This window comes from Micrococcus sp. EWR3.9.1, assembly GCF_052615555.1.
Genome location: NZ_JBQXFD010000004.1, coordinates 20,437 through 43,043, shown reverse-complemented (window position 1 = coordinate 43,043; position 22,607 = coordinate 20,437). Strand labels below are relative to the sequence as shown.

Genomic DNA, 22,607 nt, shown 5'->3' with positions numbered 1-22,607 from the left:
GATGGCCGAGGCCACGTGGTGCGGCGGGCGGCGGCGGGCGACCCTTCCCCCGGGCTCCCCCCGGCCCCTAGTGTCTCCGTACAGCCTGAGACCGGGACTCCCACTCGGGTTCGCCCCGTCTCTCGCCCCGTCGGGGCCTCGCTGGAGACAGAAAGGCAGCAGTTCTCATGACTACCAAGAACCGCGCCGTGGCATTCCACGGCATCAAGGACGTGCGCGTCGACGAGCTGGACTTCCCCAAGCTGGAGATGCCCGACGGCTCCGCCGCCCCGCACGGCGTCATCCTCAAGATCGTCGCCACCAACATCTGCGGCAGCGACCTGCACATCTACCGCGGCTCCTTCCCCGTGCCCGACGGCATGGTGCTGGGTCACGAGATGACCGGCCAGGTGCTGGAGGTCGGCAGCGACGTCCAGTTCCTGCAGGAGGGCGACCTCGTCTCCGTGCCGTTCAACGTGGCCTGCGGCCGCTGCCGCAACTGCCGCGCCGGCCGCACCGAGGTGTGTGAGACCGCCAACCCGGAGCAGGCGTGCGCCGCCTACGGCTTCAATCTGGGCGACTTCCAGGGCGGACAGGCCGAGTACCTGTTCGTGCCGTACGCCGACTTCCAGCTGCTGCGCTTCCCGGACCAGGAGCAGGCGATGGAGAAGATCCTGGATCTGGCCGTGCTCTCGGACATCCTCCCCACGGCGTTCCACGGTCTCATGTCGGCCGGCGCCAAGCCCGGCTCCACCGTCTACATCGCCGGCGCCGGCCCTGTGGGCCGGTGCGCCGCGGCCGCCGCTCGGCTGCTGGGCGCCTCGTGCATCATCGTGGGCGATCAAGACGCCTCGCGGCTGGAGCTGGTGCGCAAGCACGGCTGCGAGACCATCGACCTCTCCACCACGGAGAACCTGCAGGACGCCGTGAACGACATCCTCGGCGAGCCGATGGTGGACTGCGCGGTGGACTGCGTCGGCTCCGAGGCCCATGGCCTGGGCTCCGCGTCTGATGAGATGCAGCCGATCGCCGCCGTGAACCAGGTCCTGGACGTCACCCGTCCGGGCGGCGCCACGGGCATCATCGGCATCTACGGGCCGGACCCGATCGCGGAGACGAAGGCCGAGCAGGAGGGCACCTTCCCGGTGGACTTCGGCAAGGCCTGGATCAAGTCGCCCCACATCATCGGCGGGCAGGCGCCCATCATGCGCTACAACCGCCAGCTGATGATGTCGATCCTGTGGGACCGGATGCCGTACCTGACGGAGTTGGTCAACCCGCGCGTGATCACCCTGGACGAGGCTCCCCAGGCCTATGCGGAGTTCGACCAGGGCTCCGTGAACAAGTTCATCATCGACCCCCACGGCATGCTCGCCCGCTGAGCGGTCCGCCTCCGGAGGCACGACGGCGCCCCTCACCTGCCCGCGCAGGTGGGGGGCGCCGTCGTCGTCCGCGGATCAGGCCGCGTGCAGCAGCGTGGCGGTGATCCCGAGGGCCGCCAGGCCCACCACCAGCGCGACCATGCAGGCCACCGACGCCAGGGCCGGCCGGGCCTGCTCCCGCGCGATCCCGTCCGCGTGCGCCACGTAGCGCCGGCGCTGCGTGGCCAGCACGGCCGCCCCGCCGACGGCCGCCACCACCGCAGGCCCGAACGCCCAGGCGCCGACGGCCGGCCACCACCTCAGGAACGTGAGGCTGAGGACGCTCAGCGCCAGGACCGTGCGGCCCCAGCTCATCACGGTGCGCTCGGGCTGCAGCCCCGGGTCGTGATGCAGACGCATCGCCTCAGCCCCGCGGCAGGACGACGGCGAGCATCAGCACCACGACGGCCAGCACGACGCCCCCCGCCAGGACCGGGACGATCAGCGGCAGCGGCAGAGGACGACCGCGGCGCATCGCCCGCTCCACCCGGAGCCAGCGCGCACCCGCGCCCAGGGCGAGCAGCGCCGCCAAGACGAGCAGCACCGTACTGAGCACCACCCGGACCGTCGGCGCGAAGAGGGCGCCGGTGAACGCCTCCACCGCGACCCCGCCGGCCAGCAGCGCCAGCGCCGTCCGGACCCAGGCCAGGAACGTGCGCTCGTTGGCGAGCGTGAACCGGGGGTCCGGCTCCTCCCCGCCCGCCAGGAGGCGGTGCTGCCAGGCCGGCCGGCCGCCGTCGTGGGCGGCGGTCTCGGGGCCGTCGGGGGTCTCTGCTGCGTCCATGCGGCCATGGTAGCGACGGCGTAGACTGGCCGGTCGGGCGCGCCCGGCCGCCGTGGTCCGCGGCGGCGGCGCCCGTCCCCGCCCGACCATCCGATGGAGCCCCATGAGCGCCGCCCACACCGCCACCCCTGCGGCACGCCCCGAGCCGACCCGCGAGCAGGTCCGACGCTGGCGCCGCTACCTCGCCGACGAGATCGCCGAGGGCCAGATCTACCGCGACATCGCCGCCCGCAAGGACGGTGTGGAGCGCGACATCCTGCTCGGCCTCGCCGAGGCCGAGCGCCGCCATGAGCAGCACTGGCGGATTCTTTTGGGCGAGCACGCCGAGAACCCCCCACGCCCCTCCTTCCGTCGCGTCCTGCTGCGCTGGCTCGCACGGATCTTCGGCTCCGTGTTCGTGCTGGCCCTGGCCCAGCGCGCCGAGTCGGACACCCCCTACGAGAAGGACCAGGACGCCCCCGAGGGCATGGCGGCGGACGAGGCCATCCACGAGGAGGTGGTGCGGGGCCTCGCCGCCCGGGGTCGCGAACAGCTGGCCGGCAACTTCCGCGCCGCCGTCTTCGGCATGAACGACGGGCTCGTCTCCAACCTGGCGCTCGTGATGGGCATCGGGGCCACGGGCGTGGACCCGTCCGTGGTGCTGTTCACCGGCGTGGCCGGACTGCTGGCGGGGGCGCTGTCCATGGCGGCCGGCGAGTACGTCTCGGTGCGGTCCCAGCGGGAGCTGCTCGAGGCCTCCTCCCCCACCCAGATCACCCTCGAGGCGGCCCAGCACCTGGACCTGGACCACAACGAGCTCACGCTCGTCTACCTGGCCCGCGGCATGACGCCCGAGGACGCCGAGCACCGCGCGCTCGAGCGCCTCGGCTATCTCACGTGCGACTGCAACCCGCAGTTCTCCGCCCGTCCCGACGGCTCCCAGGGGCCGGTGGACCACTCGGACTCCTTCGCGGAGATCGGCTCGGCGTGGAGCGCCTCCCTGTCCAGCTTCGCGTTCTTCGCCTCCGGCGCACTCATCCCGATCCTGCCGTACATCTTCGGCATGTCCGGGCTGTGGGCCCTGGGCCTGGCGGCGGCGATGGTGGGCGTGGCCCTGCTCTTCACCGGCGGTGTGGTCGGGCTGCTGTCCGGCTCCTCACCGCTGGCTCGGGGCCTGCGCCAGCTCGCGATCGGCTTCGGCGCCGCTGCCGTGACGTACGTGCTCGGCCTGCTCTTCGGCGCGAACGTGGGCTGACGGGCGCCCACCGCCTGCTCCGCCCCGCACAGCACACGGCCCCTGCCCCTCAGGACGAGGGACAGGGGCCGTGGTGCATCCGCCTGCCGGTGCGGAGCGCCGGCATCGGCGCCCCCCACCGCGGGATCAGGCCTGGGCCTGCAGGATCTCCCGCATGAGCTGGGCGGTCTCGGACGGGGTCTTGCCGACCTTCACGCCCGCGGCCTCGAGGGCCTCCTTCTTGGCCTGCGCGGTGCCGGCGGAGCCGGAGACGATGGCGCCGGCGTGGCCCATGGTCTTGCCCTCCGGGGCGGTGAAGCCGGCCACGTAGCCGACGACCGGCTTGGTGACGTTGGCCTTGATGAACTCGGCCGCACGCTCCTCGGCGTCGCCGCCGATCTCGCCGATCATCACGATGGCCTGGGTGTCCGGGTCGGCCTCGAACGCCTCGAGGGCGTCGATGTGGGTGGTGCCGATGATCGGGTCGCCGCCGATGCCGATGGCGGTGGAGAAGCCGAAGTCACGCAGCTCGTACATCATCTGGTAGGTCAGCGTGCCGGACTTGGACACGAGGCCGATGGGGCCGGAGCCGGTGATGGTGGCCGGGGTGATGCCGGCCAGGGCCTCGCCCGGGGTGATGATGCCGGGGCAGTTCGGGCCGATGATGCGGGTCTTCGGCTTCCCGTCCTCGCCGGTCTTCGACTGCGACAGGGCGAAGAACTCGGCGGAGTCCTGCACCGGGATGCCCTCCGTGATGACCACGAGCAGCGGGATCTCGGCCTCGATGGCCTCGATCGCCGCGTCCTTGGCGAAGGCCGGCGGCACGAAGGCCACGGACACGTCCGCGCCGGTCTTCTCCATGGCCTCCTTGACGGTGCCGAAGACGGGCAGCTCGACGGCGTTGCCGTCCTTGTCCTCGTGGGACACGGTGGTGCCGGCCTTGCGGGCGTTCACGCCGCCCACGATGTTCGTGCCGGCCTTGAGCATGAGGCGGGTGTGCTTGGTGCCCTCGCCGCCGGTGATGCCCTGGACGATGACCTTGGAGTCCTTGTTCAGGTAGATCGACATAGCTGTTTCCTCAGTCTTTCCGAACGGTCAGTTCGCGGAGTGGGCGAGCTCGGCGGCCTTGTCGGCGCCCTCGTCCATGGTGGCGGCCAGGGTGACGAGCGGGTGGTTCGCCTCCTGCAGGATGCGGCGGCCCTCCTCCACGGCGTTGCCGTCCAGGCGCACGACCAGCGGCTTGGTGGCGGTGTCACCCAGGATCTCGAGGGCCTTGACGATGCCGTTCGCGACCTGGTCGCACGCGGTGATGCCGCCGAAGACGTTCACGAACACGGACTTGACCTGCTCGTCGCCCAGGATGACGTCGAGGCCGTTGGCCATGACCTCGGCGTTGGCGCCGCCGCCGATGTCCAGGAAGTTGGCCGGCTTCACGCCGCCGTGCTGCTCGCCGGCGTACGCGACGACGTCGAGGGTGGACATCACGAGGCCGGCGCCGTTGCCGATCACGCCGACCTGGCCGTCCAGTTTCACGTAGTTGAGGCCGTTGGCCTTGGCCTTGGCCTCCAGCGGGTCCTCGGTGCGCTCGTCGACGAGGGCGGCGTGGTCCTCGTGGCGGAACGCCGCGTTGTCGTCGAGGGAGACCTTGCCGTCCAGGGCGAGGATCGTGCCGTCGCCGGTCTTCACCAGCGGGTTCACCTCGACGAGGGTGGCGTCCTCCTTCTCGAAGACCTCCCAGAGCTTCTGGATGACCTCGGCGACGTCGGCGCGCAGCTCCTCGGGGAAGCCCGCCTCGGCGACGATCTTCTGGGCGGTCTCGGCGTCGATGCCGGTCAGCGCGGAGACGGGCACCTTGGCGAGGGCCTCGGGGCGCTCCTCGGCCAGCTGCTCGATCTCCATGCCGCCCTCGACCGAGCACATGGCCAGGTAGGTGCGGTTGGCGCGGTCCAGCAGCACGGAGAAGTAGTACTCCTCGGCGATGTCGGCGCCCTGGGCGATCATGACCCGGTGCACGGTGTGGCCCTTGATGTCCATCCCCAGGATGGCCTTGGCGTGCTCGTAGGCCTCGTCGGCCGTCTTGGCGACCTTCACGCCGCCGGCCTTGCCGCGGCCGCCGACCTTCACCTGCGCCTTGACGACGGTGACGCCGCCGATCTTCTCCGCGGCCGCCTTGGCCTCGTCCGGGGTCTGCGCAACGATGCCGGCCAGCACGGGGACGCCGTGCGCCTCGAACAGATCGCGCGCCTGGTACTCATACAGGTCCACGGTGGTGTGTCCTTCTTGGTCGAAGACAGGGTCTGCCGGCCTCGCCCGCGGGCGCGGCCGACGTCGACGCCCCCTCCGTGGCCGGGCCGGGCACGGGGGCACAGCGGGGCGGCGGACGGCGGCGTTCCACGGCTCACTCTAGTCCACACCCCGGAGAGACCGGGGAGTCGGCGGGCCGGTCCCGTCAGCCCTCGACCTTCGTCAGCGGGGCGTAGCGCAGCAGCAGCCGCTTCTGCGCCCCGGTGGCGTCGAAGGTGACGGTCGCGACGGTCTTGTCCCCCGCGCCCGCGACGGCGTCCACACGCCCCTCGCCGAAGGTCGCGTGGGAGACGCGGTCGCCCGGGCTGAGCGCCACGATCTCCTTCTGCGGCTGCACCCGGCTCGGCGCCTTCCCGCGCACCACGGCGGAGGGCACCGTGAGGTCCGCCGGCTCGTCCCCGCGGGTGAGGCGCTGGGGCCGCGCGCCGTCGTCGTCCCGGGACCGCCAGGCCGGTCGCCCGCCGCCGAACCGCCCCGCGTAGCGCGAGGTGCCGGCGCCGGTCAGGCTCAACGACCCGGCCGAGCGCGTGGTGCCCTCCCGCTCCCAGTCGATGAGCGTCTCCGGGATCTCCCCGAGGAACTGGCTGGGCGGGTTGAACTGGTGCTGGCCCCACAGCGAGCGTGCCTCGGCGCGTGTCAGGAACAGGCGACGGCGGGCGCGCGTCAGGCCCACGTAGGCCAGACGGCGCTCCTCCGCGAGCTCCTTCTCGTCCGTCATCGAGCGGGCGTGCGGGAACACCCCGTGCTCCATGCCCGTCAGGAACACCACGGGGAACTCGAGGCCCTTGGCGGTGTGCAGCGTCATGAGCGTGACCTGGCCCTGCTGCTCGGCGAGCGCCTCGCCCTCCACGTCCGGGGCCGTGGGCAGCTGGTCTGCGTCCGCCACGAGCGCCACCTGCTCGAGGAAGTCGGACAGGGTGCCGTCCGGATGCGTCGTCTCGAAGGAGCGGACGACGGCGACGAGCTCGCCGAGGTTGTCCGCGCGGGACTCGTCCTGCACGTCCTCGGACTCGCGGAGGGCGGCCAGCATCCCGGACTGCTCGAGGACGGCCTCCAGGACGGTGGCCGGGCCGGCGGACTCGGCGACCTGGCCGAGGTCGTCCATCATCTGCACGAAGCCGCGGACGGCCTTGAGCGAGCGGGCGGCCATGCCGGGAGCGTTCTCGGCGTCGCGCAGGGCCGCGGAGAACGTGGAGCGGTTCCGCTCGGCCCACGCGGCGACGGCGCCCTCGGCCCGGTCCCCGATGCCCCGCTTGGGCTCGTTGAGGATGCGGCGCACGTTGACGTCGTCGTCGGGGTTGACGATCACCCGCAGGTAGGCGAGCGCGTCCTTGATCTCCTTGCGGTCGTAGAAGCGCGTGCCGCCGATGACCCGGTACGGGATGCCGCGCGTCACCAGCCGCTCCTCGAGCGCACGGGACTGCGCGTTGGTCCGGTAGAACACGGCGACGTCGGCCGGGCGGATCCCGTCCTCGTCCTGCAGCCGGTCGATGGTGGTGGCGATCCACTCCGCCTCGGCGGACTCGTTCTCCGCGGCGTAGCCGACGATCGCGGGGCCCTCCCCCTCGGCCGTCCACAGGCGCTTGGGACGGCGGTCCGGGTTGCGCTCGATCACCGCGTTGGCGGCGTCCAGGATGGTCTGCGTGGAGCGGTAGTTCTGCTCGAGCTTGATGGTGACGGCGTCCGTGAAGTCCTGCTCGAACTCGACGATGTTGCGGATGTCCGCGCCGCGGAACGCGTAGATGGACTGGTCCGAGTCGCCGACGACCGTCAGCTCGCCGCCGGGGGTCTCCACGCCCTCGGGGTCACCCGCCGGGCCGGCGAGGAGCCGGATCAGGCGGTACTGGGCGTGGTTGGTGTCCTGGTACTCGTCCACGAGGACGTGGCGGAACCGGCGGCGGTAGTTGTCCAGCACGCGCGGGAACGCCTCGAACATGTGGACCGTCACGCCGATCAGGTCGTCGAAGTCCAGGGCGTTGGCCTGGCGCAGGCGGGCCGTGTAGTCCCGGTAGACGGCGGCGACGGCGCGGCCCCACGGGTCCCCCTCGGCCACGGTGGCGGCGTAGTCGTCCGCCTCCACGAGCTCGTTCTTCAGGGAGCTGATGCGGTTCAGCAGGGCCTTGGGCGCGAAGCGCTTCGGGTCCAGCTCGTGCTGCTTGGCGACGGTGGTGACCAGGCGCAGGCTGTCCGCCGAGTCGTAGATGGTGAACGTGGACTTCAGCCCGATGTTGGCGGCCTCGTTGCGCAGCAGCCGCACGGCGGAGGAGTGGAACGTGGAGATCCACATCCGCTGGGCGGTGGGGCCGATCAGCCCGGCCACGCGCTCGCGCATCTCCGCGGCGGCCTTGTTCGTGAAGGTGATGGCGAGGATCTCGTGCGGCCGCGCCCGTCCGGTGGCGAGCAGCCACGCGATGCGGTGGGTCAGCACCCGGGTCTTGCCCGAGCCGGCGCCCGCCACGATCAGCAGCGGCGCCCCCGTGTGGGTCACCGCGGCTGCCTGCTGCGGGTTGAGCCCCGCCACGAGCGACTCGGGAGTGTGCGTCGGCGCGGCCGGCCGGACGTCCTCGCCCCAGGCCTCGGGGTCCGCGGCCGCGCGCGTGACGGCCGGGGGCACGAGCCCGGGCAGGGCGGTCTCCGGGTCCGCGGGGCGGCGGGTCCGGTCGAGGTTCAGGGGCGTGCGTCCGAGCGCGGAGAAGAGGTCAGCCATGGCGGACCCAGTCTAGGCGCGGCCCCGGACGCGACAGCGGGGCCGCCGTCGTCGCCATCCCCCACCGCGCCGCCCCGCCCCACCCCACCCGCACTTTCGAACGTGATGGGGGGCCTATCTCGCGTTCGAAAGTCCCCATGACCCCGATTTCACGTTCGAAAGTGGGCGGGAATCGACCGGCCCGCTATGGTCTTCTGGGCGTTCCGCGCGATGTGGCGGCGGAGCCCCCTTCCCCCGCCCCGCCACCCCGGAGCCGCCATGTCCACGACGCCGACCCCGCCCGTGTCCCACGGGTCCGCCCCCAGCCGGATGACCTGGATGGACGCCATGCGCGGATTCGCCGTGCTGCTGGTGATGTTCACCCACACCTACACGATGCCGCAGGGGCTCGACGCGACCTTCAGCTCCGTGGCGTTCGCGAACGTGGTGCAGGTGTTCCAGTCGTGGCGGATGCCGATGCTCGTGTTCCTGTCCGGCGTCCTGCTGCCCCGCTCGGTGTCCAAGCCGCTGGGCACGTACTACCGCGGCAAGGCGGAGCGGATCCTGTGGCCGTTCCTCGTCTGGATGGTCGTCCTGGCGCTGGCCACGGGCAAGCCCGGATCCCTGCTGTCCGTCGAGTTCTGGCGCGGCGGCGCGTGGCACCTGTGGTTCCTGTGGGTGCTCATGCTCTGCTACCTCATCGGCCCGGTGATCCGTCGCGTCCCGGCGCTGGTGGTCGCGGCCGTCCTCTTCGTGCTGCTCCTCGAGTTCGTCAGCGGCCCCCGCGACTGGGTGCGTCCCCTGTACTGGGGCGTGTACTTCTTCCTCGGTGCCGCCTCCGCGCGACTGCTCCCCCGGATCCGCACGGCGCCGGCCGCCCTGGGCGTGATCGCGGTGATCCTCATGGTGCTCACCGTGACGGCCACGCGCACCGGCGCGCTCGTGGTGGCGGAGCGCCAGCCCTGGTCCGTGTTCGCCGCGCTGCCGGGGATCCTCGTGGTGCTGTGGCTCGGCCCGCGCCTGCCCCGTCTGCCGTTCCTCGAGTTCTGCGGCCGCCGCTCGATGGTCCTCTACGTCGCCCACATGCCGGTGCTGATCCTGGCGGTGGCGGCCTTCCGCGACCTCGCCGCGGTCCGCCCGGTCGACTTCTACGTGGCCATCGCGTCGTTCACGTTCCTCGTCCCGCTCGCCCTCGCGCTCGGCTACCGACGGGTTCGCTGGCTCTTCGAATTCCCGACGGCGGGACGCGTCCGGGCGCGTCCTCGCACCCGGGCCACGGTCCCGGGAGCGGCGGACGCCGTGCCGGCACAGACCGCCGAGCCCGCCTCGACGACGGCGCCCCTGCCGGTCGTCGAGCCGGCGTCCCCGCCGCAGCCCGCCGCGGGGCCGACCCCGGCCGCCGAGCCGGCGGCCGGCGCACCCGCCCGGGTCCGGGCCCCCCGCCCGCGGCCTCGCCACGCGGACTGAGCAGCCCCGGCCCCGACCCCGCCACCCCGGCATCCCCGCCACCCCCGCACTTTCGAACGTGACGGAGGGCCTGTCTCGCGTTCGAAAGTCCCCATGACCCCGATCTCACGTTCGAAAGTGGGCTGGACGAAGCGGAGCCGGACCGGGACCGGACCGGCTCGGCCGGTCTGGGAGGATGGACCGCGGAGGTGCCCCGTGTCCCAGAAGTCCCGCAAGTCCCGTCCGCGCCCGTCGCGGCCCGCCGCGCGCCCGGTCGCCGAGTCCCCGCGCTCCCGTCCCACGCTGCGGGACGTCAACGTCCGTGAGGACCTCGCCGCGGCCGCTGAGCGCGAGGGCAGCCCGGCGATCCCGGTGAGCGCGCTGATCGTGACCACCCTGCTCGTGGGCGCGTACCTCCATCTGCTGGTGCTGCAGCAGATGACCCAGCTCAGCGGCGGCCTGGCGATGCCGGACTCCCTGCTGTTCTACGGGCAGGACCACATCCGCGCGCTCTCCGCGGTCATGGACGAGGACGCCCGCGGCCAGCTGAACTGGGTGCACAAGACGGCCGGCGTGATCTTCCCGATCGCCGTGGCACTGACGGTCACCGCGGTCGGCGCATGGCGCCTGCGTCCCGTCGGCGCCAAGTGGGCCGTCTTCGGGCTGGGCGTGCTGTTCGCGGTCGTGGACATCTGCGAGAACATCGCGATCGAGCAGGCGATCGCCGCCGGCGGCCCGGGCACCGGCCTGGCCGCCGCCCTGACGCTGACCCGCTGGGTCCTGCTGGCGCTGCTCGCGCTGGCGGTGGCCGTGATGCTGTGGGCCGGGCGGCGCCGTCGTGGTCGCGCCGCGCGGGTGGCCTGAAAGGCTCGGCTAGACTCGCTCACCGGACCGGCGCGCGCGACGCGCGGTCCGCGCCCCAGTAGCTCAGTTGGATAGAGCGACCCTCTCCTAAAGGGTAGGCCGTCGGTTCGATTCCGGCCTGGGGCACCCGGGTGACCGGTCCGGCCGCCGCCTCATTCCGCGTCGGCGAACTGCGTGGTGTAGAGCTCCGCGTACCGCCCGCCCGCCGCGAGCAGCTCGGCGTGCGTGCCGCGCTCCACGATCCGCCCGGCCTCGACCACGAGGATCTCGTCCGCGCTGCGCACGGTGGAGAGCCGGTGCGCGATCACGATCGCGGTCCGCCCGGCCAGCGCCTCCCCCAGCGCCTCCTGGATGGCGCGCTCGTTGGTGGAGTCCAGCGCCGCCGTCGCCTCGTCCAGCACCACGACGCGCGGGGCCGCCAGCAGCAGCCGCGCGATCGTCATCCGCTGCCGCTCGCCGCCGGAGAGGCGGTAGCCGCGCTCGCCGACCACGGTGTCCAGCCCGTCCGGCAGCGCCTCGACCACGGGGCGCAGGCGGGCGCGCTCCACGGCGTCCCACAGCTCCTCATCCGTCGCATCGGGGCGGGCCAGCGCCAGGTTGGCGCGCACGGTCTCGTGGAAGAGGTGCCCGTCCTGGGTCACCATGCCCACGGCCCGCTGCAGGTCCGCGAACGCGAGGTCCCGCACGTCCACGCCGCCGATCTCGACGGCGCCGGAGGTGACGTCGTGCAGGCGGGTGACGAGCGAGGCGATGGTGGACTTGCCCGCACCCGAGGAGCCGACGAGGGCCACCGTGGCCCCGGCCGGCACGGTCACGTCGATCCCGTGCAGCACCTCCTCGTCGCCGCGCGTGTCCAGCACGGCGACCTCCTCGAGGGAGGCCAGGGACACCTGCTCCGCGGTGGGGTAGGCGAAGCGCACGTCCCGCAGCCGCACGGACAGGGGCCCCTCCGGCAGGGCCGCGGGCCGCGCGGGCTCCGTGATGAGGGGTTCCAGGTCCAGGACCTCGAACACGCGCTCGAAGCTCACGAGCGCGCTCATGATCTCCACGCGGGCGTTCGCCAGCGCGGTCAGGGGCGCGTAGAGGCGGGTCAGCAGCAGGGCGAGGGTGACGACGTCGCCGGCGTCGAGGGTGCCCGCGATCGCCTGGAGCCCGCCCACGCCGTACACGGCCGCGAGCGCGAGCGCGGAGACCAGGGTGAGCAGCGTGGTGAAGACGGTCTGGCGCACGGAGATGTCCACGCCGGTGGCGCGCACGCGGTCCGCGCGGCGGGCGAACTCGGCGGACTCGGCGGCGGGGCGGCCGAAGAGCTTGATGAGCGTGGCGCCGGGAGCGGAGAACCGCTCGGTCATCTGGTCGCCCATGGCCGCGTTGTGCCCGGCCCGTTCGCGGGACAGGCCCGCCAGCTTCGAGCCGACCGCCCGGGCCGGCAGCAGGAACAGCGGCAGCATCACGAGGGACAGGACGGTGACCTGCCAGCTGGTGGCCACCATCACGCCCAGGGTCAGCGCGACGGACACCACGTTCGCGACGACGCCGGAGAGCGTCCGCGAGATCGCCGACTGCGCCCCGATCACGTCGTTGTTCAGGCGCGAGACGAGCGCGCCGGTGCGGGTGCGCTGGAAGAACGCCACCGGCATGCGCTGCACGTGGTCGAACACGGCGGTGCGCAGGTCGTAGATGACCTGTTCCCCCAGCCCGGCGGAGAGCCACTTGGTGAACACGGACAGCGCCGCGTCGAGCACCGCCACGAGGGCGATCAGCAGGGCCAGCCGCACCACGAGCCCGCGGTCCGCGCCACCGGTGATCGCGTTGACGACGTCGCCGGCCAGCACCGGCGAGGCCACGCCGAGCACCGCGCCCACGATGGACGCCGCGACGAACACGATCAGGCGGGTGCGGTACCGGCCCGCGAACGCGATGGTCCGGCGCACCGTGCCGCGGGCGAGGCTCTGCTGGGCGTCGGACTGCCCGCGGGTCATCCGCATCATGGACATCCGTGCCGCCGACTCCATGCTCATGGGCCCCTCCGCTCTCTCGACCGTTGGAGAGTCTAGGAACCGCCGGGCACGGGCGGGCACGATTCCGCTTCCGGCGTCAGGCCGCCAGGCGCAGGTAGTCCCGCCACGCTTCGGCGGGCCGCTCCAGCTCGCGGATCCGCCACTGGGCCCCGCGCGGGCGCACCGGCTCCACCCGCAGCCGCCAGCCCAGGGCCTCGAGCGAGCGGTCCGCCTTCGCCCCGTTGCAGCGCAGGCAGCAGGCCACGAGGTTCTCCCACGTGTTCTCGCCGCCCCGCGAGCGCGGCCGCACGTGGTCCACGGTGGTGGCGTGGGCGCCGCAGTAGGCGCAGCGGTGTCCGTCCCGCCGCAGCACGCCCTTGCGGGAGACCGGGGCCGCATCCGTGTGGGGCACCCGGATGTACTGGTGCAGCAGGATCACGAGGGGCCGGCCCCACGCGCGGGTGGGGCTGCGCATCGGGTCACCGGCGTCCTCGAGCACGCTCGCCTTGCCGGTGGCCACGAGCAGCAGCGCCCGGCGGTCGGAGACGACCGAGAGGGGTTCGTAGCCGGCGTTGAGGACGAGTGTGCGCATCGGGGGCCTCGGAAGCGTGGGGACACAGGGGCGTCGTGTCTCCACGCTAGACGCGGGTGCATCGGCGCGCCACGTGTCGCCTGCGGCGGCGGAAGAGGTTCACCGGCCCGTCACCGGGCCATCACGCCCCCGTCACGCACGACGGCGGCGCACCGCGTCTCAGCCGTCGAGACGCTCGACCCACACGTGCGCGGCCGTGGCCTCGGCGAGCTCGAGGGCCCCGCCGTCCGCGGCCGCGCCGTTCTCCGCCTCGCCCTCGACTCGGATGTACCCGGCGTCGCGGGCGGCCTGGGCACGCACCACGCGGCCCGGGGTGACGCCGGCGCCGGCCAGCTGGGCCAGCAGGTCGGGGTCGGTCTGCACACCCTCGGCCAGCCCGCGGACGCGGAACCGGCCGGCGGTGGCGGCCTCCTCGGAGAGCCGGGTGCCCGCCAGGCCCATGTCGCGGCTCCAGTCCTCGGCGGAGGCCTGCTCGGGCCGGGGCGGGATCGGGGTGCCGTAGGGGGTCTCGGTGGGGTTCTCCAGCAGCGTGAGCAGGCGACGCTCCACCTGGTCGCTCATCACGTGCTCCCAGCGGCAGGCCTCCTCGTGGACGAGCTCCCACTCGAGGCCGATCACGTCCGCGAGCAGGCGCTCGGCCAGGCGGTGCTTGCGCAGCACGGACACGGCCCGTTCACGGCCCGCCACGGTCAGCTCCAGCCGGCGGTCCATGCCCACGTGCACCAGCCCGTCCCGCTCCATGCGGGCCACGGTCTGGGAGACGGTGGGGCCGGAGTGCTCCAGTCGCTCGACGATGCGGGCGCGCAGCGGGGGGATGCCCTCCTCCTCGAGCTCGAGGATCGTGCGCAGGTACATCTCGGTGGTGTCGATCAGATCCGTCATGGCGCGTCCTCTTCCCTCGGGCTCTTCGTCCCGGACATCCTAGCGAGGCGTGAGTCACGTGGAGGGCCGGTGGTCCCGGGCGCGGGAGAATGGGCACGACCCGCGACCCCGAAGCGTCAGGAGCACGCATGACCTCCCCCGCCGAGATCACCATCCCCCAGGACCTGCTGCCGGCCGACGGCCGCTTCGGCGCCGGCCCGTCCAAGGTCCGCCCCGAGCAGCTGAGCGCGCTCCAGGACGCGGCCGGGCTGCTCGGCACCTCGCACCGCCAGAAGCCGGTCAAGGACCTCGTGGCGCGCGTCCGGTCCGGCGTCGCCGAGCTGTTCTCGGCGCCGGAGGGCTACGAGGTGATCCTCGGCGTCGGCGGCTCCACCGCGTTCTGGGACGCGGCCGCCTTCAGCCTGGTCCGCGAGCGCGCCCAGCATCTGAGCTTCGGCGAGTTCGGCTCGAAGTTCGCCAAGGCCACCGACCAGGCGCCGTTCCTGGCGCCGTCGGACATCCGCACCTCCGAGCCGGGCACCCGCCCCGAGCCGGAGGCCGTGGCCGGGGTCGACGTGTACGCGTGGCCGCACAACGAGACCTCCACCGGCGTGGTGGCGCCCGTCGTCCGCCCCGCGGGCATCGACGAGGACGCCCTGGTCGTCGTCGACGCCACCTCGGCCGCGGGCGGCCTGCCGGTGGACGTGTCCGAGGCGGACGTGTACTACTTCGCGCCGCAGAAGAACTTCGCGTCCGACGGCGGTCTGTGGCTCGCGCTGTTCTCCCCGCGGGCCCTGGCGCGGGTCGCGGAGATCAAGGAGTCCGGCCGCTGGATCCCGGCGTTCCTGGACCTGGCCACGGCCGTGGAGAACTCCCTCAAGGACCAGACCTACAACACGCCCGCGCTGGCCACGCTCGTCATGCTGGACGCGCAGCTGCGCTGGATGAACGGCCAGGGCGGGCTGGACGCGATGACCGCCCGCACCGCCGACTCCTCCTCGCGCGTGTACGCGTGGGCCGAGGCGTCGTCGTTCGCCACGCCCTTTGTGGCCCGGTCCGAGGACCGCTCCGCCGTGGTCTGCACCGTCGACTTCTCCGACGACGTCGACGCGGCGGCGGTCGCCCAGGCCCTGCGCGCGAACGGCGTGGTGGACGTGGAGCCCTACCGCAAGCTCGGCCGGAACCAGCTGCGGATCGCGACCTTCGCCGCGACCGAGCCCGAGGACGTCGCGGCGCTGCTGCGCTGCATCGACCACGTGGTCGAGCGCCTGGCCTGAGCCGTCCCCGGACGGGGACACGGGCCCGCGGGGGACTCCACCGCGGGCCCGTTGCGTGTCCGCCCCGGCGGGTCAGCCGGGGCGCGCCGTCTCAGCCGCGGTCGTCCGGCGCGGTCTCAGGCGCCGGGGCGCCGGGCACACGGCCCTCGGCCACGGCCTTGAGCCGCTCGCGCTCCTCCTCGTTCACGCGCTCGGCGTACGGCACCCACGGGGGCGCCACGAGCGCACCCTCCCCCGCCATGAGGCCGGTCTCGCACACGGTGACCTGCTTGGCGCGTGGGGCCCGGGCGATCGTCACGTACCAGAGCCAGCCCGCGTAGCCGGGCATGCGGCACGCGAAGCGGTGCGTCAGGAGCCGGTCGTCGTCCACGAGCACGTCCACGTGCTCCCCCACCTCGTCCGGGGCGGCCAGCCCGGCCAGCCCCGCGCGGGCGGCGTCCACGGCGGCGGCGAGCAGCTCGTCGCGGCGCGGGGCCCGGCGACGCGCGGGCGGCACGGCCGCCCTCTCCTCCGCGGGCGCGGGCTCGGCGTCGGGGCTCCGGTGGTCGACGCGCGGGGCGTCGTCGTGGGTGGTCATGGCTCAGGCCTCCAGATCGTCGGCGACACGGCGCAGCACCTGCGCCATCTTCTGCGCCTGGGCGCGCTGGGGGTAGCGGCCGCGGCGCAGGCCGTTGGAGGTCTGGTCCAGCCACGTGATGAGGTCCTCCATGAGGACGGCCATCTCGGTGGCGCCGGGTCGGTGGTTGCGGACCACCGAGGGTGCGGCGTCGAGCACGCGCAGCGAGAGCGCCTGCTTGCCGCGGCGGCCCTCGGCCACGCCGAACTCCACGCGGGTGCCTCCGCGCAGCTCGGTCACCCCGGCCGGCAGGGCCGAGGCGGGCACGTGGACCTCCTCGCCCTCGTCCGTCTGGGCGAACCCGAAGCCCTTGGTCGAGTCGTAGAACTTGATGCGCCCGGTGGGCATGTGCGTCACCTGCTCCTCGTCATGTGGGTCCACCGCGTCGGGCCGGCGCCGCAGGGGCGGCCGTGCTCTCGTCTCGGGTCGGCGGGGTCCGGCACCGGCGTGGCGGTGCGCCGCGGCATCGGTGGGACCAGCCTGGCCGTGCGCCCGGAGGGGACGGCGGAGGACGTGGTCGTCAATGACCTCCCAGGATAGCCCGACTAGAGTGGCGGGCATGCCTCGGACCTCCACCCTCCCCGCCTCCGCGCCCGCCGCCGACCCCGCCGATCACCGGGGCGGTCGTGGCGTCGTCCTGGTGCTGGGCGTGGCCGTAACGGCGGTGTCCGCTCTGGCCCTGGTGGCCCTGCTGGTCGCGTACTTCCTGGCGTGGCCGGCGTCCCCGGCGCTGTTCGCGCTCGCGCTGTTCGGCCTGCCCGTCGGCTTCGGCCTGATGCTGCTGCACGTGGTGCTGGGCGCCGTCCGGCGCTCGCGCCCCTGAGCCGTCGGGCCAACGACGCCCCGTGACATCCAGCACCCTTTCAGGGTGTTCCCAGGTCGGGGCGGTTGACTGGGCCCCATGCAGCCTCAGAACCCCGAAGCACGCCTCCTGGTGGTGGACGACGAGCCCAACATCCGCGAGCTGCTCTCCACGTCCCTGCGCTACGCCGGCTTCGAGGTCACGGCCGCGGCCAACGGCCGGGAGGCCCTGGACGCCGCCGAGGAGTTCCAGCCGGACCTGGCCGTGCTGGACGTGATGCTCCCGGACATGGACGGCTTCACCGTGACCCGCCGCCTGCGCTCCGCCGGCCGTCACTTCCCCGTCGTGTTCCTCACCGCGCGGGACGGCACCGAGGACAAGATCACCGGCCTGACGGTCGGCGGTGACGACTACGTGACCAAGCCGTTCTCCCTCGACGAGGTGGTCGCCCGCATCCGCGCCGTGCTGCGCCGCACTGCCTCCCTCGACGACGACGACGCGGCGGTGCTGCGCGTGGACGATCTCGAGCTCGACGACGACGCGCACGAGGTCCGCCGCGGCGGCGAGGTCGTGGAGCTCTCCCCCACCGAGTTCAAGCTGCTGCGCTACCTCATGATGAACCCGAACCGGGTGCTCTCGAAGGCCCAGATCCTGGACCACGTGTGGGAGTACGACTTCAACGGGGACGCCTCGATCGTCGAGTCCTACATCTCCTACCTGCGCCGCAAGATCGACGTCGGCGGCCGCGAGAAGATGATCCACACCAAGCGCGGCGTCGGCTACATGCTCCGCACCGCGGACAAGCGCTGACGTGCGTGCGCGGCTCGACGCCGCGGCGGCCCGCGTCCGCCATCCGCGCGCCTGGCTGAGGGGCGCGTGGCAGGGGCAGTCCCTGCGCACCAAGCTGGTCGTGATGATCGCGGCGCTCATGCTGGCCCTGGTCGCCGTGACCGCCGTGGCGACCGCGGTGCTGTTCCGCCAGGAGGCGGTGCGCCAGCTGGACGAGGACATGGCCGCCAACCGGGACACCGTCTCGATGTACCTGGCCAACGTCGCCCAGACCGGCGAGTACTACATGCCGCAGCTGCCCATCCTGCGCTTCTACGGCGTCGTGTGGGACAACGAGGGCGCGCGGGTCGTCCAGACCCCGGTGATGCCGGGTGCGGACGAGCCGGCCCTGCCGGACATCACCCCGGCCGAGGCCCTGGAGCGCGGCTCCGCCTCCTTCGAGGTGCCCGGCACACAGCCGGACTCGAGCGGCTGGCGCGTGCAGCTGTACGGGCTCAGCAGCGGCGACGGCACCATGGCCGTGGCCCTTCCCCTGCAGAGCGTGACCTCCTCCGTCGAGCGCGTCACCTCGATCGTCGTGACCATCGGCCTGCTCGCGACGGCGGGCACCGTGATCGTGGCCAACCTGGCGGTCCAGCGCGCGTTCCGCACCCTGAACCGCGTGGAGCGCACCGCCGCCAAGATCGCCGCCGGCGACCTGAGCCAGCGCGTGGAGAGCGCGGCGCCCGACACCGAGGTGGGCCGGCTCTCCCGCTCCCTCAATGCCATGCTCGCGCACATCGAGTCCGCGTTCCGGGACAAGGAGATCTCCGAGGACAAGATGCGCCGCTTCGTGCAGGACGCCTCCCACGAGCTGCGCACCCCCCTGGTCACCATCCGCGGATTCTCCGAGCTGTACCGGCACGGCGGGCTGCGCGAGGAGGAGGACGTCGCCGCCGCCATGCAGCGCATCGAGTCCGAGGCCACCCGCATGACCCGCCTCGTGGAGGACCTGCTCACCCTGGCCCGCCTCGACGAGCAGCGCCCCCTCGAGCACGCCCCGGTGGACCTGCTCATCCTCGCGATGGACTCCATGATGGACGCCTCCGTGAACGCCCCGGACCGCAAGGTCACCCTCGTGGGCCCCGACGGCGACCGGGCGGCCCCGGCGCCCATCCTCGGCGACGAGAACCGGATGCGCCAGGTGGTGGTGAACCTCATGGCCAACGCCCTGCGCTACACCCCCGCCGGCACCCCCATCGAGATCGCGGTCGGCACCGTCGACCACCTCGGCGGCCAGGCCGGGGCGGACGGCGCGGGCCGCAGCTCCGTGATCGAGATCCGTGACCACGGGCCGGGCGTGTCCGAGGAGGACCGCGCCCGCATCTTCGAGCGGTTCTACCGCGCGGACACCTCCCGGCACCGCGAGACGGGCGGCACGGGGCTCGGCCTGGCCATCGTCGCGGCGATCGTGGCCCAGCACGGCGGCTCCGTCCGGCTGCTGGAGACCGAGGGCGGCGGCGCCACCTTCTCCGTCCACCTGCCGTGGGCGCCGTTCGAGGACGAGGCGGACGAGGACGTCGAGGACGAGCGCCCGTCCGCACGGGACACCGACGACGACGCGGCCGGCCCACCCACCGGCCCTCTCGCCCAGACCGCGCCGTCGGGCGCCGGCGCCAGCGCCGCGGACGCCGCCCGGCGCAGCCGCCTGCTGCGGGCGGCGGAGCGGTTCCGTCGCGCCTCGGCCGAGCGCCGCCGCCGGGTGTCTGCTCCTGCACAGGCGCCTCAGGCCGACGCCCCGTCCCCAGGCGGGGACGACCCGGCGGCCGGGCGCGACGCGCGTCCCTAGCGTGGTGCCCGGCGGCACCCGCCGCCCATCAGCACTCATCAGAGGGGACAGTCACATGAGCATCGTGCAGATCGACGTCGAGGACCTGCGGGCCAAGAGCGGGGCGGTGGAGGGCTCCATCGGCCGCCTCCAGGCGGAGGTGAGCACCATGGAGGCCAACCTGCGCCAGCTGCAGGACACCTGGCGCGGCCAGGCGGCCGCGAACTTCCAGGGTGTGCTCACCGAGTGGCGCGCCACCCAGCAGCGCGTGGAGGAGTCCCTGGCGGGCATCCGCCGCGCGATGGACGCCGCCGCCACCCAGTACCAGGACGCGGAGACCGCCAACGCCGCGATGTTCCGGTTCTGAGCGCCCGGAACGGTCCGGGGTGCGGCCGGCCGGCCGCGCCCCGGTCCGTGCTTCCTAGAGTGGGGGCATGACCGTCCTGATCGACCCGCCCGCGTGGCCCGCCCACGGCACCGTGTTCTCCCACCTCGTCTCCGACGCCTCCCTCGAGGAGCTCCACGCGTTCGCGCGGGCGGCGGGGCTCTCGGAGCGGGCCTTCGACCGGGACCACTACGACGTGCCCGCGCACCGACGTGCCGAGCTCGTGGCCCGCGGGGCGGTGCCCGTCACCGGACGGGAGCTGGTGCGCCGCCTCGCCGCCTCGGGGCTGCGCGTGCCCGCCCGGAGCCGCGCCGAGAAGCGCGACGTCGTCCTCGCCCGGCGCTGGGCGCGGCTGTTCGAGGGCACGGCGGCGAGCCCGGACGCGGTGACGACGGCGGGACGCGACCTGCTGGCCCGCTGGGCGGAGCCGCATCGGCACTACCACGACCCGGCCCACCTGCTCGCGGTGCTCGAGTCCGTGGACCTGCTCGAGCGGGCGGGGGCGAAGGCCGGGCCGGATCCGCGTGCGGTCCGCCTGGCCGCGTGGTTCCACGACGCCGTCTACGTCGGGGACCCCGCCGCGCCCGCCGGCCAGGACGAGGCGGACTCGGCCGCCCTGGCCCGGGACGTGCTCACCGACCCGCGGCTGGCGGTGCCGGCCGACGTCGTCGACGAGGTGGCGCGCCTCGTGTTGCTCACCGCCGCCCACGACCCCGCCCCGCACGACGCGGCCGGGGCGGTGCTCTCGGACGCGGACCTCGAGGTCCTCGGCCGCTCCCCCGAGGCCTACGCCCGCTACGTGGCCGCGGTCCGGCAGGACTACGCGCACGTGTCCGACGCGGACTGGGCCCGCGGTCGCGGCGCGGTGCTGGACGCCCTGCTGGACGCCGAGCGGCTGTATCGGACCGCGCCCGGCCGAACGCGCTGGGAGGCCGCCGCCCGCCGCAACCTGGCGGCGGAACGAGCCGCGCTGTCGGCCTGAGCGGGGCGCCCCGGTGCCGGCCCCGGACGCGGCGAGGCCCGCCTCCCCGGACGGGGAGACGGGCCTCGCTGGCTGGGCGCCCGAACGGGCCGGGCCGGCTCAGCGGCTGATCACATCATGCCGCCCATGCCGCCCATCGGGTCCATGCCCTCGGCGCCGGCGGCGGCCTTCTCGGGCTTGTCCGCGACGACGGCCTCGGTGGTCAGGAACAGGCCCGCGATGGACGCGGCGTTCTGCAGGGCCGAGCGGGTCACCTTCACCGGGTCGTTGATGCCGGCGGCCAGCAGGTCCTCGTACTCGCCGGTGGCGGCGTTCAGGCCGTGACCGTCGTCGAGGGTCTTGACCTTGTCCGCCACGACGCCGGGCTCCAGGCCGGCGTTGAAGGCGATCTGCTTCAGCGGGGCCTCGATGGCGACCTTCACGATGTTCGCGCCGGTGGCCTCGTCGCCCTCGAGCTGCAGGCCGCCGAACGCCTTGGCGCCGGCCTGGATCAGGGCCACGCCGCCGCCGGCGACGATGCCCTCCTCCACGGCGGCCTTGGCGTTGCGCACGGCGTCCTCGATGCGGTGCTTACGCTCCTTGAGCTCCACCTCGGTGGCCGCGCCGGCCTTGATGACGGCCACGCCGCCGGCCAGCTTGGCGAGGCGCTCCTGCAGCTTCTCGCGATCGTAGTCCGAGTCGGTGTTCTCGATCTCGGAGCGGATCTGGGCCACGCGGCCGGCGATCTGCTCGGCGTCGCCGCCACCCTCCACGATGGTGGTCTCGTCCTTGGTGACGACCACCTTGCGGGCGGTGCCCAGCAGGTCGAGGGTCGCGTTCTCCAGGGACAGGCCCACCTCGGAGGAGATGACCTGGCCGCCGGTGAGGATGGCGATGTCGGCGAGCATGGCCTTGCGGCGGTCACCGAAGCCCGGGGCCTTCACGGCCACGGACTTGAAGGTGCCGCGGATCTTGTTGACCACGAGGGTGGCCAGGGCCTCGCCCTCGACGTCTTCGGCGATGATCAGCAGCGGCTTGCCCGACTGCATGACCTTCTCGAGGATCGCCACCATGTCCTTCACGGAGGAGATCTTCGAGTTGACGATGAGGATGTAGGGATCCTCGAGGACGGCCTCCTGGCGGTCCGCGTCGGTCACGAAGTAACCGGAGATGTAGCCCTTGTCGAAGCGCATGCCCTCGGTGAGCTCGAGCTCGAGGCCGAAGGTGTTGGACTCCTCGACGGTGATGACGCCCTCCTTGCCGACCTTGTCCAGGGCCTCGGCGATGAGGGAGCCGATCTGCTTGTCCGCGGCGGAGATCGAGGCGGTGGCCGCGATCTGGTCCTTGGTCTCGATCTCGCGGGCGGCGGAGAGCAGCTCGGAGGTGACGGCCTCCACGGCCTTCTCGATGCCGCGCTTCAGGGACAGCGGGTCGGCGCCCGCAGCCACGTTGCGCAGGCCTTCGCGGACCAGCGCCTGGGCCAGCACGGTGGCGGTGGTGGTGCCGTCGCCGGCGACGTCGTCGGTCTTCTTGGCGACCTCCTTGACGAGCTCCGCGCCGATCTTCTCGTACGGGTCCTCGAGCTCGATCTCCTTGGCGATGGAGACGCCGTCGTTGGTGATGGTGGGGGCGCCCCACTTCTTCTCCAGCACCACGTTGCGGCCGCGGGGGCCGAGGGTCACCTTCACGGCGTCGGCCAGGGTGTTCAGACCCTTCTCCAGGCCGCGGCGGGCCTCTTCGTCGAATGCGATGGTCTTGGCCATGTGCAGGTCCTTTCTGGACGTCGGCTTCCTACTGCTGGTGGCTGACCCGCGCCGGTG

General features: G+C 73.2%; 21 protein-coding genes and 1 tRNA gene. 11 read left to right on the top strand and 11 right to left on the bottom strand.

Features of this window, described 5'->3' with window-relative positions; translation table 11 throughout:
- Nucleotides 1-167 precede the first annotated feature (167 nt).
- A complete protein-coding gene (locus ACUJ8O_RS03895) occupies nucleotides 168-1,361 on the top strand; it encodes an alcohol dehydrogenase catalytic domain-containing protein (RefSeq protein ID WP_336575420.1) in 1,194 nt (397 codons plus the stop codon).
- 75 nt (nucleotides 1,362-1,436) lie between these two features.
- On the opposite strand, the gene ACUJ8O_RS03890 is transcribed toward ACUJ8O_RS03895, so the two are convergent.
- Together ACUJ8O_RS03890 and ACUJ8O_RS03885 are read right to left on the bottom strand one after the other, a co-directional pair.
- On the bottom strand, nucleotides 1,437-1,760 hold the full coding sequence (locus ACUJ8O_RS03890; RefSeq protein ID WP_445373161.1) for a DUF202 domain-containing protein: 324 nt from the start codon (nucleotides 1,758-1,760) through the stop codon (nucleotides 1,437-1,439).
- A 4-nt stretch (nucleotides 1,761-1,764) separates the two neighbouring features.
- Entirely contained in the window at nucleotides 1,765-2,184 is a 420-nt protein-coding gene (locus ACUJ8O_RS03885; protein ID WP_036339909.1) for a YidH family protein, read from the bottom strand.
- 103 nt (nucleotides 2,185-2,287) lie between these two features.
- On the opposite strand from ACUJ8O_RS03885, the gene ACUJ8O_RS03880 reads away from it, so the two are divergent.
- Entirely contained in the window at nucleotides 2,288-3,418 is a 1,131-nt protein-coding gene (locus ACUJ8O_RS03880; RefSeq protein ID WP_445373160.1) for a VIT1/CCC1 transporter family protein, read from the top strand.
- A 126-nt stretch (nucleotides 3,419-3,544) separates the two neighbouring features.
- On the opposite strand, the gene sucD is transcribed toward ACUJ8O_RS03880, so the two are convergent.
- The 3 genes from sucD to pcrA form a co-directional block, all read right to left on the bottom strand.
- The gene (gene sucD / locus ACUJ8O_RS03875; protein WP_070709002.1) at nucleotides 3,545-4,465 is read right to left on the bottom strand and encodes a succinate--CoA ligase subunit alpha; all 921 of its coding nucleotides are present in this window, start codon (nucleotides 4,463-4,465) and stop codon (nucleotides 3,545-3,547) included.
- Between the two features lie 27 nt (nucleotides 4,466-4,492).
- Complete coding sequence (sucC, locus tag ACUJ8O_RS03870; RefSeq protein ID WP_230297390.1) at nucleotides 4,493-5,662, bottom strand: ADP-forming succinate--CoA ligase subunit beta; 1,170 nt, start codon at nucleotides 5,660-5,662, stop codon at nucleotides 4,493-4,495.
- A 184-nt stretch (nucleotides 5,663-5,846) separates the two neighbouring features.
- Entirely contained in the window at nucleotides 5,847-8,408 is a 2,562-nt protein-coding gene (gene pcrA / locus ACUJ8O_RS03865) for a DNA helicase PcrA (RefSeq protein WP_445373159.1), read from the bottom strand.
- A gap of 258 nt (nucleotides 8,409-8,666) precedes the next feature.
- Here pcrA and ACUJ8O_RS03860 point away from each other — a divergent pair, with 258 nt between their 5' ends.
- The 3 genes from ACUJ8O_RS03860 to ACUJ8O_RS03850 all read left to right on the top strand — a co-directional run bounded on the left by ACUJ8O_RS03860 (nucleotide 8,667) and on the right by ACUJ8O_RS03850 (nucleotide 10,823).
- Entirely contained in the window at nucleotides 8,667-9,854 is a 1,188-nt protein-coding gene (locus ACUJ8O_RS03860) for an acyltransferase family protein (RefSeq protein WP_080695847.1), read from the top strand.
- Between the two features lie 195 nt (nucleotides 9,855-10,049).
- Nucleotides 10,050-10,697 (top strand): hypothetical protein, encoded by a 648-nt coding sequence (locus ACUJ8O_RS03855; protein ID WP_158183517.1) that lies wholly within the window; start codon nucleotides 10,050-10,052, stop codon nucleotides 10,695-10,697.
- A 52-nt stretch (nucleotides 10,698-10,749) separates the two neighbouring features.
- A tRNA-Arg gene (locus ACUJ8O_RS03850) sits at nucleotides 10,750-10,823 on the top strand.
- Between the two features lie 26 nt (nucleotides 10,824-10,849).
- Here ACUJ8O_RS03850 and ACUJ8O_RS03845 read toward each other — a convergent pair.
- The 3 genes from ACUJ8O_RS03845 to ACUJ8O_RS03835 all read right to left on the bottom strand — a co-directional run bounded on the left by ACUJ8O_RS03845 (nucleotide 10,850) and on the right by ACUJ8O_RS03835 (nucleotide 14,171).
- Nucleotides 10,850-12,718 carry an ABC transporter ATP-binding protein gene (locus tag ACUJ8O_RS03845; RefSeq protein WP_336647092.1) on the bottom strand — a complete coding sequence of 623 codons (1,869 nt, stop codon included), beginning with the start codon at nucleotides 12,716-12,718 and terminating at the stop codon, nucleotides 10,850-10,852.
- Between the two features lie 76 nt (nucleotides 12,719-12,794).
- Nucleotides 12,795-13,289, bottom strand: a complete 495-nt coding sequence (locus ACUJ8O_RS03840) for an HNH endonuclease (RefSeq protein WP_036382503.1) — start codon at nucleotides 13,287-13,289, stop codon at nucleotides 12,795-12,797.
- A 159-nt stretch (nucleotides 13,290-13,448) separates the two neighbouring features.
- Nucleotides 13,449-14,171 (bottom strand): metal-dependent transcriptional regulator, encoded by a 723-nt coding sequence (locus ACUJ8O_RS03835; protein WP_445373158.1) that lies wholly within the window; start codon nucleotides 14,169-14,171, stop codon nucleotides 13,449-13,451.
- A 128-nt stretch (nucleotides 14,172-14,299) separates the two neighbouring features.
- Between ACUJ8O_RS03835 and serC the strand changes: the two genes are divergently transcribed.
- The gene (gene serC / locus ACUJ8O_RS03830) at nucleotides 14,300-15,427 is read left to right on the top strand and encodes a phosphoserine transaminase (RefSeq protein ID WP_445373157.1); all 1,128 of its coding nucleotides are present in this window, start codon (nucleotides 14,300-14,302) and stop codon (nucleotides 15,425-15,427) included.
- A gap of 91 nt (nucleotides 15,428-15,518) precedes the next feature.
- Here the strand turns inward: serC and ACUJ8O_RS03825 are convergent, their stop codons facing one another.
- Together ACUJ8O_RS03825 and ACUJ8O_RS03820 are read right to left on the bottom strand one after the other, a co-directional pair.
- Nucleotides 15,519-16,004, bottom strand: a complete 486-nt coding sequence (locus ACUJ8O_RS03825) for a DUF3027 domain-containing protein (RefSeq protein ID WP_041103071.1) — start codon at nucleotides 16,002-16,004, stop codon at nucleotides 15,519-15,521.
- A 3-nt stretch (nucleotides 16,005-16,007) separates the two neighbouring features.
- Nucleotides 16,008-16,391 carry a cold-shock protein gene (locus ACUJ8O_RS03820; RefSeq protein WP_020628350.1) on the bottom strand — a complete coding sequence of 128 codons (384 nt, stop codon included), beginning with the start codon at nucleotides 16,389-16,391 and terminating at the stop codon, nucleotides 16,008-16,010.
- Between the two features lie 211 nt (nucleotides 16,392-16,602).
- Between ACUJ8O_RS03820 and ACUJ8O_RS03815 the strand changes: the two genes are divergently transcribed.
- The 5 genes from ACUJ8O_RS03815 to ACUJ8O_RS03795 all read left to right on the top strand — a co-directional run bounded on the left by ACUJ8O_RS03815 (nucleotide 16,603) and on the right by ACUJ8O_RS03795 (nucleotide 20,808).
- Nucleotides 16,603-16,866, top strand: coding sequence for a hypothetical protein (locus ACUJ8O_RS03815; protein ID WP_041103073.1), 264 nt, complete (start codon nucleotides 16,603-16,605; stop codon nucleotides 16,864-16,866).
- Nucleotides 16,867-16,944: 78 nt separating this feature from the next.
- Nucleotides 16,945-17,655, top strand: a complete 711-nt coding sequence (locus ACUJ8O_RS03810; RefSeq protein WP_041103075.1) for a response regulator transcription factor — start codon at nucleotides 16,945-16,947, stop codon at nucleotides 17,653-17,655.
- A gap of 1 nt (nucleotide 17,656) precedes the next feature.
- The gene (locus ACUJ8O_RS03805; RefSeq protein ID WP_073116086.1) at nucleotides 17,657-19,462 is read left to right on the top strand and encodes a sensor histidine kinase; all 1,806 of its coding nucleotides are present in this window, start codon (nucleotides 17,657-17,659) and stop codon (nucleotides 19,460-19,462) included.
- Nucleotides 19,463-19,517: 55 nt separating this feature from the next.
- Nucleotides 19,518-19,808, top strand: coding sequence for a WXG100 family type VII secretion target (locus ACUJ8O_RS03800; protein ID WP_010079419.1), 291 nt, complete (start codon nucleotides 19,518-19,520; stop codon nucleotides 19,806-19,808).
- A gap of 67 nt (nucleotides 19,809-19,875) precedes the next feature.
- Nucleotides 19,876-20,808 (top strand): DUF4031 domain-containing protein, encoded by a 933-nt coding sequence (locus ACUJ8O_RS03795; protein ID WP_036315913.1) that lies wholly within the window; start codon nucleotides 19,876-19,878, stop codon nucleotides 20,806-20,808.
- 110 nt (nucleotides 20,809-20,918) lie between these two features.
- Here ACUJ8O_RS03795 and groL read toward each other — a convergent pair whose 3' ends face one another.
- Nucleotides 20,919-22,550, bottom strand: a complete 1,632-nt coding sequence (groL, locus tag ACUJ8O_RS03790; RefSeq protein WP_101965703.1) for a chaperonin GroEL — start codon at nucleotides 22,548-22,550, stop codon at nucleotides 20,919-20,921.
- Between the last annotated feature and the right edge of the window lie 57 nt (nucleotides 22,551-22,607).